The sequence below is a fragment of the Nocardia cyriacigeorgica genome, from assembly GCF_010868145.1.
GTDB lineage: Bacteria > Actinomycetota > Actinomycetes > Mycobacteriales > Mycobacteriaceae > Nocardia > Nocardia cyriacigeorgica_D.
On the sequence record NZ_JAAGUY010000020.1, the window covers coordinates 26,453 to 40,294 of the forward strand.

Sequence of the window (13,842 nt, forward strand, 5' to 3'; positions counted from 1 at the left end):
GCACGAGTGTACCGGTAGCGGTCATTCGCAGCGGACATGACAGTATTGACCGACGTGAGCGCACGTTCCTTCGATCCCTCGGCGATGCCGACCGTCACCATGATCGGCGGTGGCCAGCTGGCGCGCATGACGCACCAGGCCGCCATCGCACTCGGCCAGCGCCTTCGGGTGCTCGCCGAGCAGCCAGGCGACCCTGCTGCGCAGGTCAGCCCCGATGTCGTCCTCGGTAGCCACACCGACCTGGCCGCGCTGCGTACCGCAGCCGTCGGCTCGCACGCGCTGACCTTCGATCATGAGCACGTGCCGACCGAGCATCTCGAGACGCTGGTCGCCGAGGGCGTTAACGTCCAGCCGCCGCCGTCGGCGCTGCTCTATGCACAGGACAAGCTGTCCATGCGGACGAAGCTGTCGAGCATGGGACTGCCGGTGCCCGCTTTCGTGGCGGTCTCCGAACCCGCCGACGCGCTGAAGTTCGGTGCTGAACAGGGTTGGCCCATCGTCATCAAGGCGGTGCGGGGCGGTTACGACGGGCGCGGGGTGTGGATGCCCGAGGACGCCGAGGAGGCCGAGCGGATCGTCGCCGATCAGCTCGCCCACGGTGTGCGGTTGCTGGCCGAGGCGCGGGTCGATCTGAAGCGGGAACTGTCGGCGATGGTGGCGCGCTCGCCCTTCGGCCAGGCCGCGACCTGGCCGGTGGTGGAGACCGTGCAGCGCAAGGGGCAGTGTGCGGTGGTCATCGCGCCCGCGCCGGAGCTGCCCGAGCAGGTGGGCGCCGAGGCCGAGACCATGGCGCTCGCGCTCGCCAACGAACTCGGTGTGGTCGGAGCCATGGCGGTGGAGCTGTTCGAGACCCACGACGGCACCCTGCTGATCAACGAGCTTGCGATGCGCCCGCACAACTCCGGGCACTGGGGGATGGACGGCGCCCGCACCGGTCAGTTCGAACAGCATCTGCGTGCGGTGCTCGATTATCCGCTCGGCGATACCAGTCCGCTGGCGCCGGTGACGGTGATGGCGAACATTCTCGGCGCGCCCGAGGCGCCTGCCATGTCGATGGACGAGCGTCTGCATCACCTGTTCGCCCGGATGCCGGATGCGAAGGTGCACCTGTACGGCAAGGGGGAGCGCCCGGATCGCAAGATCGGGCATGTGAACGTGCTTGGCGAGGATGTCGCCGCGGTGCGGGAGAAGGCCGAGCGTGCGGCGCATTGGATGTCGCACGCCGTATGGACCGATGGATGGGATCCGCATGAGTGAGCACGAGGGCCCCGCGGTCGGCCTGATCATGGGCAGCGACTCCGACTGGCCGACGATGGAAGCCGCCGCCGAGGCGCTTGCCGAATTCGGTATCCGCTTCGAGGTCGGCGTGGTCTCCGCGCACCGCACCCCGCAGCGCATGCTCGACTACGCCCGTGACGCCGCCGGACGCGGTATCAAGGTCATCATCGCCGGCGCCGGCGGCGCCGCGCACCTGCCCGGCATGGTTGCCTCCGCGACCCCGCTCCCGGTCATCGGCGTCCCCGTCCCGCTGAAATACCTCGACGGCATGGACTCCCTGCTGTCCATCGTGCAGATGCCCGCGGGCGTCCCGGTGGCCACCGTCTCCATCGGCGGCGCCCGCAATGCGGGCCTGCTCGCCGCCCGTATCCTCGGCGCGCACGACCCTGCGCTGTTGGCGCGCATGGCGCAGTTCCAGGCGGGTCTGGAGCAGATGGTGCTGGACAAGGATGAGGCGCTGCGTCAGAAGCTGCTCGGCTGATCGGCGATCGGATCAGGTTTGCTCGAGTGCGCACGCCGGACAGCGCACCGGGGCGACAGCAACTCGGCGGTGCCGTACTGGATCGAAAGCGTAAGCGCTGATGCCGCTGTGGTTCTCGGCGACGCAGTCGGTTGCGAACGATCCCGCGAATCTGCGCGTGGCGCCACGAATCTTGACTTGGCACGATTGCCAGTCGCGGGAAACGTTTCGTTGGCGCGTTAGGGTCTGTGCCGAATCGTCGCCGGGACCAGGGAGCGCGAGGTGGAGTTTCCGTTCGAACGGGTGACCGCCAACGAGTTGACGTTCGACGAACGGGATGAGCGGTATCGACGGCTGCACGAATGGCCGGAGGTCACCCACAGGCATTCCTCGGGTCTGACGCTGGTGTGGAAATACGACGACGTCCGCGAGCTGCTGGAGTCCGCGTCGCCGGGTGTGACGAACGCGAACTCGCTCGATCCGTTGGTCGGCTACCCGCGGATCGCGGCCACGCCTCGGGCGATCCCGCAGATGCTGCGTCATTTGGTGCCGCTGCCGGCGAAGGCGACCGCGAACCTGGCCGATGACCGTTTGCATAAACAGGTGTGGGACACGATGGCGGGACCGGCGGGGCATTTCACCATCGCACCGACCGACAGACCGCGTGAAGCCGAGCAGATGGCCGCGCACTTTCGGGAAGCACTCGACGAGCAGGTCGCCGTCCGAGATGGGCTGGACGTGACGGCATTGTCGATCGCCTTTGCCATGCGAATCACCGGATCGGCCGTCGGGTTGCCCTCGACCGACTGGGACCGGGTCGCGGACTGGAGCGGCGCGCAGTCCGGGTTGCTCGGCAGGACTATGCGCGGACGCGAACTGGCCGATGCGGTCGGGGCGCTCGGACAGCTGTTCACCGTGAGCGGCCGGGTCGTGCGCGACGGCGCGGGCGGTTTTGCCGCACGGCTGCGCGAGGCCGGGATCCCACGCCGGGTGGCGACAGCCGCCCTGGCGAACTCGCTGGCCGCCGGTGTGCACACGATCAGTGGCAGCATCCAGCAGGGCGTCCAGCGGCTGCTGAGTGATCCGGACCGGCGGTGGTGGAAGCTGCTCGGCGATGAGCGTGCCGCAGGACAGGTCGCGGCGAAGGTACTGCAACTCGATCCCGGATTGGTGGCGTGGAAACGTCTGGCGACAGAGCCGGTCACGCTCGCGAGCGGCACCGAGCTCGCACCCGGCCCGGTGCTGGTGATGTTCGCCGCCGCCAACCGGGATCCGGCGGCGTTCTCGGAATGCTTGAGCCTGCGCGGCACCGGCAAACGGCCGCTGACCTTCGGGTTCGGCCGACATATCTGCCCGGGCAGGCAACTGGCCACACTCGCGGTCGAGGTGTTCCTGCGGGAGCTGTACGAGTTCGTCCCCGCTGCCGCGCTCTCCCGTCGACCTGCCGTCACCCGACCGGCTGACCTGCTGTTCAGCGGTGCGGACGTGATGCTGGAGTGAGGATCGGCGCTCGGCCGTACCGCCGCTGACTACGGTGAAATGATGGCAACCGACGAGACCGCGCGGGACAAGACCGGCGATGACACCGTCCGCTTCCGGCTCGCTGTGGTGGATGTGGCATTGCGCCTGTTCGCCGAACAGGGGTATGAGGCGACGTCGGTGGACGAGATCGCGGAGGCGGCCGGGATTTCGCGGCGCACGTTCTTCCGGCAGTTCCGGTCGAAAGAGGACGTCATCTTCGCCGATCACGAGGCGCAGCTGGCGGCGGCGGGGGAGTATCTGGCCGAGTCCGAGGAGGATCCGTGGGATGCGGTGTGCTCGGCGGTGGTGCAGGTGTTCGAGCGGTTCACCCAGTGGCGCGACATCGCTGCGCGGCGCTATCGGGTGGTGCGGCGAGCGCCCGCGTTGCGCGAACGCGAGATCGTGACGGTATTCCGGTACGAGCGGCTGTTCACCGATTTCTTGCGCCAGCGGCTGCCGAATACTTCGGATCTGGCCAGGGTGCAATTCACCGCGGCAGTGACCGCGACTCACAACTATCTGTTGCGGCGCATGGTGCGTGGCGAATCCGATGCGGGTGCGGCCGACCTTCGGGTCGAGCTGGCCGCTATACCGCGCGGTGCGGCTCGGACCGGCTCCGATGAGCTGGTGCTCGCGGTGTTCCCGCGCGATCTGCCCCCGCGCCGGGTCGCCGATCTGCTTCAGCGCCGTCTCGGTAGCCTGTGACCGGCGACACATCGGAGATCTGACACTGAGTGCCAAATGGTTCTCGCAAGTGATGCGAGATGGGCGCGTATACTCGGCAACGACGTGGCACTGAGTGCCGGACCAACTGTGTGTCCGGAAAGGACCGCAGCTTTTCACACACGATCAGGAGCGTGCCCGATGGCGGGAAACCCCGATTTCGACCTGTTCAAGCTCGAGGACTTCCACGATGAGCTGCGTGCGGCCATCCGTGGCCTGGCCGAGAAGGAGATCGCGCCCTACGCCAAGGATGTCGACGGCAACGCTCGTTTCCCGGAGGAGGCGCTGACCGCCCTCAACGCGGCAGGCTTCAATGCCGTGCACGTGCCGGAGGCCTACGGTGGCCAGGGTGCGGACTCGGTCGCCACCTGCATCGTCATCGAAGAGGTCGCCCGCGTTTGCGGTTCCTCCTCGCTGATCCCGGCGGTCAACAAGCTGGGCACCATGGGCCTGATCCTCAACGGCTCCGAGGAGCTCAAGCAGAAGGTGCTGCCCGACATCGTCAACGGCGAGATGGCCTCCTACGCGCTGTCCGAGCGTGAAGCCGGCTCCGACGCCGCGGGCATGCGCACCCGCGCCAAGCAGGACGGCGACGACTGGGTCATCAACGGCTCCAAGTGTTGGATCACCAACGGCGGCAAGTCTTCCTGGTACACCGTGATGGCGGTGACCGACGCCGAGAAGGGCGCCAACGGCATCTCGGCGTTCATGGTGCACAAGGACGACGAGGGCTTCGTTGTCGGCCCGCTCGAGCACAAGCTCGGCATCAAGGGCTCGCCCACCGCTGAGCTCTACTTCGAGAACTGCCGGGTCGCCGGCGACCGGATGATCGGCGCGCCGGGCACCGGTTTCAAGACCGCCCTCCAGACCCTCGACCACACCCGTCCCACCATTGGCGCGCAGGCCGTCGGCCTGGCCCAGGGTGCGCTGGACGCGGCCATCGCCTACACCAAGGACCGCAAGCAGTTCGGTAAGGCCATCGCCGACTTCCAGAACACCCAGTTCATGCTGGCCGATATGGCGATGAAGGTCGAAGCGGCCCGCCTGATGGTCTACACCTCGGCCGCCCGCGCCGAGCGTGGCGAGCAGAACCTCGGTTTCATCTCCGCCGCCGCCAAGTGCTTCGCCTCCGATGTGGCCATGGAGGTCACCACCAACGCCGTCCAGCTCTTCGGCGGCGCCGGCTACACGACCGACTTCCCGGTCGAGCGCATGATGCGTGACGCGAAGATCACCCAGATCTACGAAGGCACCAACCAGATCCAGCGGCTGGTGATGAGCCGCGCCCTGCTCAAGGGGTAGGTCGTCCGATCGCGAGGTGTTCCGGCGCTTGTTTCGCCAAGGCCTACCGTCAGCGCTCTCAGTCTGCCGGGCACCTCGTCGACCGTTCTCCGTGCGTGTTCGTAGCCGGAGGTGCTGGATGTGCGTGTGAGGCAGGGGAAACTGGGGCCGAAGCGCATGCGGATGTCCGAGGCTCGGCTACGTGAATCGGCGTGCGAACCCGCGCAGCAGTCGGACGTAGCGGTCGTGCTGGGCCGGTTGCTCGGGAGGTCTCCCGGTCAGCTCTTGTTCGGCGCGGTCGAGGCTGTCCTCCAGGAGTGCGTCGTGTAGTCGCCGGTATACGAGTGGCCACGTGAGGCGGGCCGGACCGCGGGCATGCATTGCCAGCAGGTGGCGCAGGGTCGCCGTATCTCCCTCGTCGTGGACGGTGAATTCGTGAAACCCGTCGAAGCCGCGCGGACCGGTGAAACGGAATCGGATCCAGTGGCCGGGCTGGTAGCCCTCGATGACGTAGCGGACCGGGCCGTGCCCGCCTATCGCACCGACCGCGAGGTGTCGATCGAACCGCATAGGCGGCCAGTCATGGGTCGGCCACAGGCGATCGGCGTCGCCGGCCAGACTATCGATCAAGGCCCCGACCTGCGATGACGGTGCGGCTAGCGCTCGACTGTGGATATTGAGTATTGCCATGAGGGCTCCAATTGGAAGGATTGCTCTATAACAATATAGAGCATATATTCCAATAGGTTCGATGAGCCCTGCCGGTCGATCGGGTACACGCCGACGAGCTCGCAATGCGCGTCCTGGATACGATGATCGAGGCGCTCTTGGCCGCAGTGAACACCGGTCTCGCCGAAGAACTGGAGAGCGAGGACCGTTCATGAACGCGTCGGTATCGCAGCCGTCACGCAGACGTAAGTATTTGCTTCGCACCGCCATCGGACTCGTGGCAACGGTGGTGGTCCTGATCGCCGCCGCGTTCGGGGCTACCGCGATCATGTCGCTGCCGTCGCCGCCGACGCTGGTCCAGCTGATGTTCGATCCGCCGTCCACGCAGGGTGAGCTGTTCGCGTCGCGGACCGTGCCCGCGTCGCCGAATCCGCGGCCGCTGCCGACAGCGGACCTGCCGATGCCGGAGACCGTGCCCTGGAAGGGCTCACAGATCACCCTGGCCGAGTTCCTGGACACGACCAAGACGAATTCGTTCGTGGTGCTGCGGGACGGTGCGGTGGTCCACGAGTGGTACCGCGACGGCGTCGATGCGACTACGAAGCAGTCGTCCTGGTCGGTCGCGAAATCGGTGGTGTCGTTGCTGATCGGCCGCGCCATCGACGCGGGGCAGATGCGTGAGGACGACCGGCTCGTCGATCTGCTGCCCGAACTCGCCACCGGCGGCGACTACGACAAGGTCACCATCGGCGATCTGCTCGATATGAGCTCCGGTGTCGATGTGTCGGAGAACTACAACAAATGGGCGCCGTTCACCGGCACCGCCCGCATGTACCTCACCACCGACCTCTCCGAATTCGTCTACCAGCACCGCACGCTGATCTTCCCGCCCGGCAGCACCGGCGACTATCGCAGCGTCGATACCCAGTTGCTCGGTATGGCGTTGGCGCGGGTCACCGGTACACCACTGGGTGAGCTGCTGGCCCGCGATATCTGGGCGCCGATCGGCGCCGAGCACGACGCGCTGTGGAATCTCGATCGCAGCGGTGGTCAGGAGAAGGCGTTCTGCTGCCTCAATGCCACGGCTCGCGATTTCGCCAGGATCGGGCAGCTGGTGGCCGACGGCGGACGCGTCGGGGACAACCAGATCATTCCGCCGGCCTGGATCGAGCGCATCAGCACGCCGTCACCGCACCGGATCTCCGACGAGGGCTATGCGGCGCAGTGGTGGCATCCCGACGGCGGTGACGGCGCGGACCTGTCCGCGATCGGTGTCTACGGTCAGTACATCTATGTCGACCCGCCAAGCGGCACCGTCATCGTGAAGCTCAGCGACTACGGCACCTCTCAGGACGAGATCGAAACCTTCGAGGTCTTCCGCACCATCGCCCGGACAGGCTGAATGCTCGCGCCCGGCGGCAGCCCTCAGCCGACGAGCGCGGCGAACTCCGGGTGCGAGCCGATGTACTGGTCGACATACCAGCAGGTGGGGACCACGGAGAAGCCGTTGTCCCTGGAATCGGCGAGGGCATACTCGACCACCTGGGCGGCCACACCACGGCCACGGAATTCCGGGAACGTCATGGTGTGGTGGAAGTCGCGGACCTTGGCGTCTTCACGTTCGGCGTAATCGGCGTACCCAGCGAGGGTGTCGTCGATGTAGATCTCGAAGCGAGTATCGGCGACGTTGTGTTCGAGCCTGGTGGTCATATCTGGGTGGAACTCCTTCTCCGGTGCGGTTGTTCCGGATGTGGTCGATTCGATCACAGGATGGCGCCGGGGTTGAGAATGCCGTGCGGGTCGAGCGCGTCCTTGATGCGGGAGGTCAGGGCCATCACGTCGGGACCGAGCTGATCGGGCAGCCACGCCTTCTTGAGCCTGCCGACGCCGTGTTCGCCGGTGATGGTGCCGCCGAGTGTGATGGCCAGATCCATGATCTCGCCGAAGGCGCGGTGGGCGCGTTCGGTCATCTCCGGATCGGTGGGGTCGTGCACGATCAGCGGGTGGGTGTTGCCGTCACCTGCGTGCGCGATCACCGAGACCAGCACATCGTTGCGTTCGGCGATGTCCGCGATGCCGTTGACCAGGTCGCCGAGGCGTGGCAGCGGTACACCGACGTCCTCGAGCAGCAGCGGCCCGAGCCGTTCGACGGCAGGAATCGCGAAACGCCGTGCCGCGGTGAAGGCCTCACCTTCCTCGGCGTCCTCGGTGTGGAACACCTCCGTGGCGCCCGCCTTCTCGCACGCCGCGACCATGACCTGGGCCTCATGGGCGGCGAACGCGCCGGGCGCGTCCGAGCGTGCGACCAGCAGCGCGGCGGCCTCGCGGTCAAGGCCCATCCGCATCTCGTCCTCCACCGCGTTGATCGCGACGGTGTCCATGAACTCGAGCATTGCCGGGCGCAGCGCACCGGTGATCGACAGGATCGCCTCGGTGGCCGCGGTCAATGTGCCGAACGAGGCGACGACGGTGCTCTGCGGCGGTTGCGCGGGCAGCAGTCGCAGGGTGAGTTCGGTGATGACGCCGAGCGTGCCCTCGCTACCGACGAACAGCTTGGTCAACGACAGACCCGCGGAATCCTTCAACCGTGGCCCGCCCAGCCGCACCGGCGTGCCATCGGCGAGCACGACCTCCATACCGAGCACGTAATCGGTGGTCACGCCGTATTTCACACAGCACAGCCCGCCCGCGTTGGTCGCGGCATTGCCGCCGATGGAGCACATCTCGAACGACGACGGGTCCGGTGGATACCAAAGCCCGTGTTCGGCCACGGCGCGTTTGACCTCGGCATTGAGCAGACCGGGCTGCACCACCGCCGTGCGCGTCACCGGGTCAACGGTGATGTCGCGCATCCGTTCGGTGCACAGCACGATCCCGCCGTTCACTGCGGTCGCCCCACCGGACAGTCCCGATCCCGCCCCACGCGGCACCACCGGCACCCGATGCGCGTTCGCCCACCGCAGCGTCGCCGCGACATCGGCGGTGCTGGTGGCCCTGACCACGGCCAGCGGGGTGCCGGCATCGGGATCGCGGGCCCAGTCGTGCCTATAGCCGTCGAGCAGATCGGGGTCGGTGACCACCGCGCCCTCGGGCAGGGATTCGATCAGTTCATGCAGGTCCACGTCGATAACACTAGGGCCCGCGCCGTACCCGCAAGCCACCGAATGTGATGTCGCGCGCCGGAGTGGCCTGCGGCGGGCCGGCGGGAGACAATTCACTGTCGGGGTTGTGCACTGGTCGGGCGGAAGGATGGGCGTTGAAGCAAGTCGAACCGCAGAATTGCCGAGAGCTGGTGGCCGCGATGTTCTCCGCCGAATTCGTCGACGGCGGAGTCGATCCGGCGGCGCTGCGCCGGGTACACGCGGGTGAGCACGCCGAATGGGCGGACGCGCTGGATCGGTCCGGAATGTTCGGTGTCGATACCGTCGCCGCGGTCACCGCGCAATGGCGGCAGGATCCGCGGGTGCTGCTCGACGCCTTGCTCACCGAGGCCGACGACGTCACAAGGCGCCGCTGCCTCACCGCATGGACGGCACTGGACGAGGGGTCGGCGGGCACCCAGGCGCAGATGGCCTGACCTGCGCGTTCGCCGGGTGATCACCTGGCGGACATCTGCCGCTGGCACCCTGGTCGCCGTGCATGATCTGGCCGTCGCCACCGATACCCTGGCCGACCGTTTCACTCGCGTCTGCGAGGCCGTGGTGGCGCGGCTGCCGTGGAGGCTGGACCGGATCGTCGCGCCGACGTTCCTGGGTTTTGCGCTGATCAACAGCTTCACCTTCGGTGTCGACCTGCTGCTGCTCACCACGTTGCACAGCGGGGTCGGGCTGCCGCTGTGGTTGTCGGTGACGATCGGTTATGTGTGCGCGTTCGGTCTGGCCTTTCTGCTCAACCGCACCGTCAACTTCCACTCGCACGCACCGATCGGCCGCCAGGCCGCGGTGTACGTGGCGGTCGTTGTGGTCAACTATCTGGCGTTCATCCTCGGTGTGAGTACCGGTCTGACCGCGCTCGGACTCGACTATCACCTGTCCAGGCTGGCGGCGGGGGCATGCGAGGCTGTCTATATGTACAGCGCGATGCGCTGGGTGGTCTTCCGGCGTCGCGCCAACCCCGCCTTGTGCTCGGAGAATTGAGTCATCCGTAGCGGTGCACGGTATCCCCGTCGATGACGATGACGTCGTCATCGGTGAGCGCCCAGTGCGCGACGCCCGCGGCCCGGTAAGCAGCGGACAGTCGATTGCCGTCGCCGTCGGGATCGGTCGCGGAATCGATATGCGGGACGATCGGCCGATCGATGAGGCCGAGCCCGTCCCAGCGCGGCTCGATTCCGCAGGCGGGCCGGACCTCGGCGGGATCGTCGGCGGTTTCCAGACCGTGGAGATCGGGCGCGAGGACACAGGCTCCGGCGCTATAGCCCGCGTACACAAGCGCGTCGGTGGCGAGTAGCTCCGATATGACGAGATCGGCTCCGCTGCGGGCGAATTGGGCACGCAACACGAAGGTGTTGCCGCCGCGCACCCAGAGCAACGGGAACTCCGACAGCTTCGCCGCCAACTGCTCGGTCCGCCCGGCGTACTCCCGAAGATCGACTTCCTCGGCCTGATACCCCAACCGGCGCAGCGGAACCAGATCGCTGGTCATCGCCGCATCGCGCGCGGCAGGCCAGGCATCGCAGGCGTTGCCGATCACCGCGACCCGCCCCGGCGCACCGGCGAGGGCGGCGAGCCTGTCGTAATGCGCGCCGAATCGGTAGGAGGCAAGGAACAGCCGCACCGGATCAGATGGTGAAGGCGAGGGTCCGCACCAGCCGCCTGCCCAGCTCGTCGTCGCCGGTGATGCCGATCTCGCTCATGCGCGAATCGGCGGTGACGCGACCGCCACCGAGTCGAACCAGCAGCCCGGAATCCAGGGTGATGGTGGTGGTGGGCGGGCCGTCGATGGTGTCGACGTAGCGGGCCCGGCCATCGACCGCGATGTGGAGAGTTCGCGCCAGTGGCCCGGTCAGTTCGAAGGTGATCCGCGATCCCTCGGGCGCCTTGCCGACCTTGGCGATCACCCGAGGCACGGTCTGCAGGAACTCGGCCAAGGCGAGCTCGCCACGCGCACCGCCTTCGTCGACCCGCACACCGAGCGCATCGGCGATATCGAATTCGTGCATCCAGCAGTCGAACAGCCGCACCCGCATGAACCGGCCATAGCTCACCGGCCCGATCGGCGACGGACCCTGCGCCTGCCACCGCGCGTCGTCCATCTCGGTCAGCGCTTTGCGCCTGCGCTCGGTGACGTCCAAGAACCGTTGCCGCAGTGCGGATCCGGTGAGCGGGCGCAGTCGCTGAATCCAGATCTCGTTGAACACCGCGGTTTCGTTGCGTACATGCGGCAGGGTGTGCACATCGATATCTGGCTGGGAGCGATCGCGCGGCGGTGGCTTCTCCCCGAGCAGAAAGGACTCGGTGCCAACGACATGGGCGACCACGTCGAAGACCGTCCAGCCCGGTAGCGAGGTCGGTGTACGCCAGACATGCTCGTCGAGTCCGTCGACGAGCGCGGCGATGGCCTCCCACTGTTCGGGCAACAGTGCCGTGAGTTCGGCTTGATTCGGCGTCTCGGTCATCGTAGTGCGGTTCCTTCCCCCGTGCCGGGCTGATCGGAATCGAGTTCGGTTGCGGCGGGCTCGGTTTCCGCCGTCTCGTCGAGTGCGGCAAGGCCGGTGCGGATCGCGTCGGCGGTGGACTCGGGTTCGTGCGGGCGGCGCAACAGGAACCCGGCCGCGAAGCGCAGCTTGTCACCGTGCCTGCGTGGCACGACGTGTAGGTGGACGTGCGGCACGGTCTGGAAGGCCGCGGTGCCGTCGTTGAGGATGAGGTTGGCGCCGTCGGCGGCCAAGTCGCCGCGCCGGATCGCCAGCGCCAGCCGATGTCCGGCGCGGAACAGTTCGGCACCGGTCTCGGGATCGAGGTCCTCGAGTTCGGTGGCATGGCGTTTGGGCACCACCAGCGTGTGGCCGCGAGCGATCGGACGGATGTCGAGGAACGCGCACAGGGTGTCGTCCTCGTACACCTTGGTCGCCGGAGCTTCACCCGCCACGATGCGGCAGAAGACGCAGTCGTTCACACGGCGACCATACGGCGTACGAGTGGCCTGGAACACCCCGCGCCCGGCTATCGGCGTGATGCGTGTCACGGTGGGCCGCCTTCGCGGCGGCCCGACCGGGCAACCTACCCATAGGTATGTAACCGACCCGGACGTACGCTCTTGTGTCGTTTGCCCTGGTTCGTCACGATCTGAGTCCGATAGGGCAACCTAACCCGGCCGCCCGTGTGTGACGGGACTCTCAGCTAAGCTCACCGCGAGCCGGGTACAGTTGCGAGGATTTGGTGGAACTTACTCTTCAGTAACTTCGTTCGGCCGTCGTTCAGCGGCGCTGAGTCGATTCGGTGGAGCTAAGCCAGCACGAGAAGGAAGTCTGACAGGTGGAGACAACGCAAAACGTGGGCGAGGAGTCCCCGCGCGGAGCGCGTGTCGGAGTCGTTCGCGAAACCGGCGCGGGCGAACGACGTGTCGCATTGGTGCCCAAGATCATTCCGGCTCTGGTGAAACAGGGCGTGCAGGTGGTCGTGGAATCCGGTGCCGGACTCGGCGCGCTCATCCCCGACGAGGCCTATGCCGAGGCCGGTGCGACCATCGGTGATCCGTGGTCGGCCGAGGTCGTGGTCAAGGTCGCGCCGCCGAGCGACGCCGAGGTGGCCAAGATGAACTCCGGTCAGACGCTGATCGGGTTCCTGGCCCCGCGCAATGCCGACAACCAGATCGGTGCACTGAAGTCGGCCGGCGTGCAGGCCTTTGCGGTGGAGGCGATTCCGCGTATTTCGCGTGCGCAGGTGATGGATGCGTTGTCGTCGCAGGCGAATGTGGCCGGCTACAAGGCCGTGCTGCTCGCGGCATCGGAGTCGACCCGCTTCTTCCCGATGCTCACCACTGCGGCGGGCACCGTGAAGCCGGCGACGGTGCTGGTGCTCGGTGTCGGTGTGGCCGGCCTGCAGGCATTGGCCACGGCCAAGCGCCTCGGCGGGCGGACCACCGGCTACGACGTGCGTCCCGAGGTGGCCGATCAGGTGCGTTCGGTCGGCTCGCAGTGGCTCGATCTTGGTATCGACGCCGCTGGTGAGGGCGGGTATGCGCGTGAGCTCACCGATGAGGAGAAGGCCAAGCAGCAGCAGGCCCTCGAAGACGCGATCAAGGGCTTCGACGTCGTGATCACCACCGCGCTGGTGCCGGGACGCCCGGCGCCGCGTCTGGTCACCGCCGCCGCCGTGGAAGGTATGAAGCCCGGCAGCGTGATCGTGGATCTGGCCGGTGAGACCGGTGGCAACTGTGAGCTGACCGAGCCCGGTGAGACCGTGGTCAAACACGGCGTCACCATCTGCTCGCCGCTGAACCTGCCCGCGACCATGCCCGAGCATGCCAGCGAGCTGTACTCGAAGAACATTGCGGCACTGCTGGAATTGATGCTGGTTGACGGCAAACTCGCCCCTGATTTCGACGATCAGGTGCTCGCCGATTCCTGCGTGACGCGCGAGGTGGAGAACTGATGTACACCGAACTGCTTGCCAATATCGCGATCCTGGTGCTGTCCGGCTTCGTGGGATTCGCGGTCATCTCCAAGGTGCCCAACACCCTGCACACCCCGCTGATGTCGGGCACCAACGCCATTCACGGCATCGTCGTGCTCGGCGCGCTGGTGACCCTTGGCAAGGTCGAGGACCCGTCGGTGGGGATGCAGATCATTCTGTTCGTTGCCGTGGTGTTCGGAACCCTGAACGTCATCGGTGGTTTCGTGGTGACCGACCGCATGCTCGGCATGTTCAAGGGCAAGAAGCCGGCCGCGCAGAAGGCGAGCGAGTAAA

The 13,842-nt window shown here is 66.9% G+C and carries 16 protein-coding genes; 10 read left to right on the forward strand and 6 right to left on the reverse strand.

Annotation, left to right across the window (positions count from 1 at the left end):
* Positions 1-36 precede the first annotated feature (36 nt).
* The 5 genes from GV792_RS20930 to GV792_RS20950 all read left to right on the forward strand — a co-directional run bounded on the left by GV792_RS20930 (position 37) and on the right by GV792_RS20950 (position 5,284).
* On the forward strand, positions 37-1,257 hold the full coding sequence (locus GV792_RS20930) for a 5-(carboxyamino)imidazole ribonucleotide synthase (RefSeq protein WP_256668283.1): 1,221 nt from the start codon (positions 37-39) through the stop codon (positions 1,255-1,257).
* Complete coding sequence (purE, locus tag GV792_RS20935; protein ID WP_163825982.1) at positions 1,250-1,759, forward strand: 5-(carboxyamino)imidazole ribonucleotide mutase; 510 nt, start codon at positions 1,250-1,252, stop codon at positions 1,757-1,759. Before GV792_RS20930 ends, purE begins: the two co-directional genes overlap by 8 nt.
* A 261-nt stretch (positions 1,760-2,020) precedes the next feature.
* The gene (locus GV792_RS20940; protein ID WP_163825983.1) at positions 2,021-3,238 is read left to right on the forward strand and encodes a hypothetical protein; all 1,218 of its coding nucleotides are present in this window, start codon (positions 2,021-2,023) and stop codon (positions 3,236-3,238) included.
* 42 nt (positions 3,239-3,280) lie between these two features.
* Positions 3,281-3,964 (forward strand): TetR/AcrR family transcriptional regulator, encoded by a 684-nt coding sequence (locus GV792_RS20945; protein ID WP_163825984.1) that lies wholly within the window; start codon positions 3,281-3,283, stop codon positions 3,962-3,964.
* Between the two features lie 159 nt (positions 3,965-4,123).
* The gene (locus GV792_RS20950) at positions 4,124-5,284 is read left to right on the forward strand and encodes an acyl-CoA dehydrogenase family protein (protein ID WP_163825985.1); all 1,161 of its coding nucleotides are present in this window, start codon (positions 4,124-4,126) and stop codon (positions 5,282-5,284) included.
* 177 nt (positions 5,285-5,461) lie between these two features.
* Here GV792_RS20950 and GV792_RS20955 read toward each other — a convergent pair whose 3' ends face one another.
* Complete coding sequence (locus tag GV792_RS20955) at positions 5,462-5,893, reverse strand: SRPBCC family protein (RefSeq protein ID WP_218580051.1); 432 nt, start codon at positions 5,891-5,893, stop codon at positions 5,462-5,464.
* A gap of 250 nt (positions 5,894-6,143) precedes the next feature.
* Between GV792_RS20955 and GV792_RS20960 the strand changes: the two genes are divergently transcribed.
* Positions 6,144-7,334, forward strand: a complete 1,191-nt coding sequence (locus tag GV792_RS20960; protein WP_175583078.1) for a serine hydrolase domain-containing protein — start codon at positions 6,144-6,146, stop codon at positions 7,332-7,334.
* 23 nt (positions 7,335-7,357) lie between these two features.
* Here the strand turns inward: GV792_RS20960 and GV792_RS20965 are convergent, their stop codons facing one another.
* Positions 7,358-7,696, reverse strand: coding sequence for a GNAT family N-acetyltransferase (locus GV792_RS20965; RefSeq protein ID WP_369008994.1), 339 nt, complete (start codon positions 7,694-7,696; stop codon positions 7,358-7,360).
* A complete protein-coding gene (locus GV792_RS20970; RefSeq protein ID WP_163826054.1) occupies positions 7,696-9,060 on the reverse strand; it encodes an FAD-binding oxidoreductase in 1,365 nt (454 codons plus the stop codon). Before GV792_RS20970 ends, GV792_RS20965 begins: the two co-directional genes overlap by 1 nt.
* Before the next feature lie 128 nt (positions 9,061-9,188).
* On the opposite strand from GV792_RS20970, the gene GV792_RS20975 reads away from it, so the two are divergent.
* Both GV792_RS20975 and GV792_RS20980 read left to right on the forward strand, forming a co-directional pair.
* Positions 9,189-9,509 (forward strand): hypothetical protein, encoded by a 321-nt coding sequence (locus GV792_RS20975; protein WP_256673861.1) that lies wholly within the window; start codon positions 9,189-9,191, stop codon positions 9,507-9,509.
* A gap of 58 nt (positions 9,510-9,567) precedes the next feature.
* Positions 9,568-10,068: a GtrA family protein gene (locus GV792_RS20980; protein WP_163825988.1), complete on the forward strand. Its 501-nt coding sequence runs from the start codon at positions 9,568-9,570 to the stop codon at positions 10,066-10,068.
* Between the two features lies 1 nt (position 10,069).
* On the opposite strand, the gene GV792_RS20985 is transcribed toward GV792_RS20980, so the two are convergent.
* From GV792_RS20985 to GV792_RS20995, 3 genes are read right to left on the reverse strand one after another with little or no spacing between them, the layout of a single operon-like run.
* A complete protein-coding gene (locus GV792_RS20985; protein WP_163825989.1) occupies positions 10,070-10,708 on the reverse strand; it encodes a Type 1 glutamine amidotransferase-like domain-containing protein in 639 nt (212 codons plus the stop codon).
* 4 nt (positions 10,709-10,712) lie between these two features.
* Complete coding sequence (locus GV792_RS20990) at positions 10,713-11,549, reverse strand: maleylpyruvate isomerase family mycothiol-dependent enzyme (RefSeq protein ID WP_163825990.1); 837 nt, start codon at positions 11,547-11,549, stop codon at positions 10,713-10,715.
* On the reverse strand, positions 11,546-12,049 hold the full coding sequence (locus GV792_RS20995) for an HIT family protein (protein WP_163825991.1): 504 nt from the start codon (positions 12,047-12,049) through the stop codon (positions 11,546-11,548). Before GV792_RS20995 ends, GV792_RS20990 begins: the two co-directional genes overlap by 4 nt.
* 359 nt (positions 12,050-12,408) lie before the next feature.
* Here GV792_RS20995 and GV792_RS21000 point away from each other — a divergent pair, with 359 nt between their 5' ends.
* Positions 12,409-13,527: a Re/Si-specific NAD(P)(+) transhydrogenase subunit alpha gene (locus tag GV792_RS21000; protein WP_175583079.1), complete on the forward strand. Its 1,119-nt coding sequence runs from the start codon at positions 12,409-12,411 to the stop codon at positions 13,525-13,527.
* Positions 13,527-13,841 (forward strand): NAD(P) transhydrogenase subunit alpha, encoded by a 315-nt coding sequence (locus tag GV792_RS21005; protein WP_163825992.1) that lies wholly within the window; start codon positions 13,527-13,529, stop codon positions 13,839-13,841. The genes GV792_RS21000 and GV792_RS21005 overlap by 1 nt, the downstream gene beginning before the upstream one ends.
* Position 13,842: the final 1 nt, after the last annotated feature.

What these genes read in the sequence shown, in the direction of transcription:
- GV792_RS20930 (WP_256668283.1), top strand. Translation starts at nt 37, where the DNA reads ATGACAGTATTGACCGACGTGAGCGCACGTTCCTTCGATCCCTCGGCG.
- purE (WP_163825982.1), top strand. Translation starts at nt 1,250, where the DNA reads ATGAGTGAGCACGAGGGCCCCGCGGTCGGCCTGATCATGGGCAGCGAC.
- GV792_RS20945 (WP_163825984.1), top strand. Translation starts at nt 3,281, where the DNA reads ATGGCAACCGACGAGACCGCGCGGGACAAGACCGGCGATGACACCGTC.
- GV792_RS20950 (WP_163825985.1), top strand. Translation starts at nt 4,124, where the DNA reads ATGGCGGGAAACCCCGATTTCGACCTGTTCAAGCTCGAGGACTTCCAC.
- GV792_RS20960 (WP_175583078.1), top strand. Translation starts at nt 6,144, where the DNA reads ATGAACGCGTCGGTATCGCAGCCGTCACGCAGACGTAAGTATTTGCTT.
- GV792_RS20990 (WP_163825990.1), bottom strand. Translation starts at nt 11,549, where the DNA reads ATGACCGAGACGCCGAATCAAGCCGAACTCACGGCACTGTTGCCCGAA.
- GV792_RS21005 (WP_163825992.1), top strand. Translation starts at nt 13,527, where the DNA reads ATGTACACCGAACTGCTTGCCAATATCGCGATCCTGGTGCTGTCCGGC.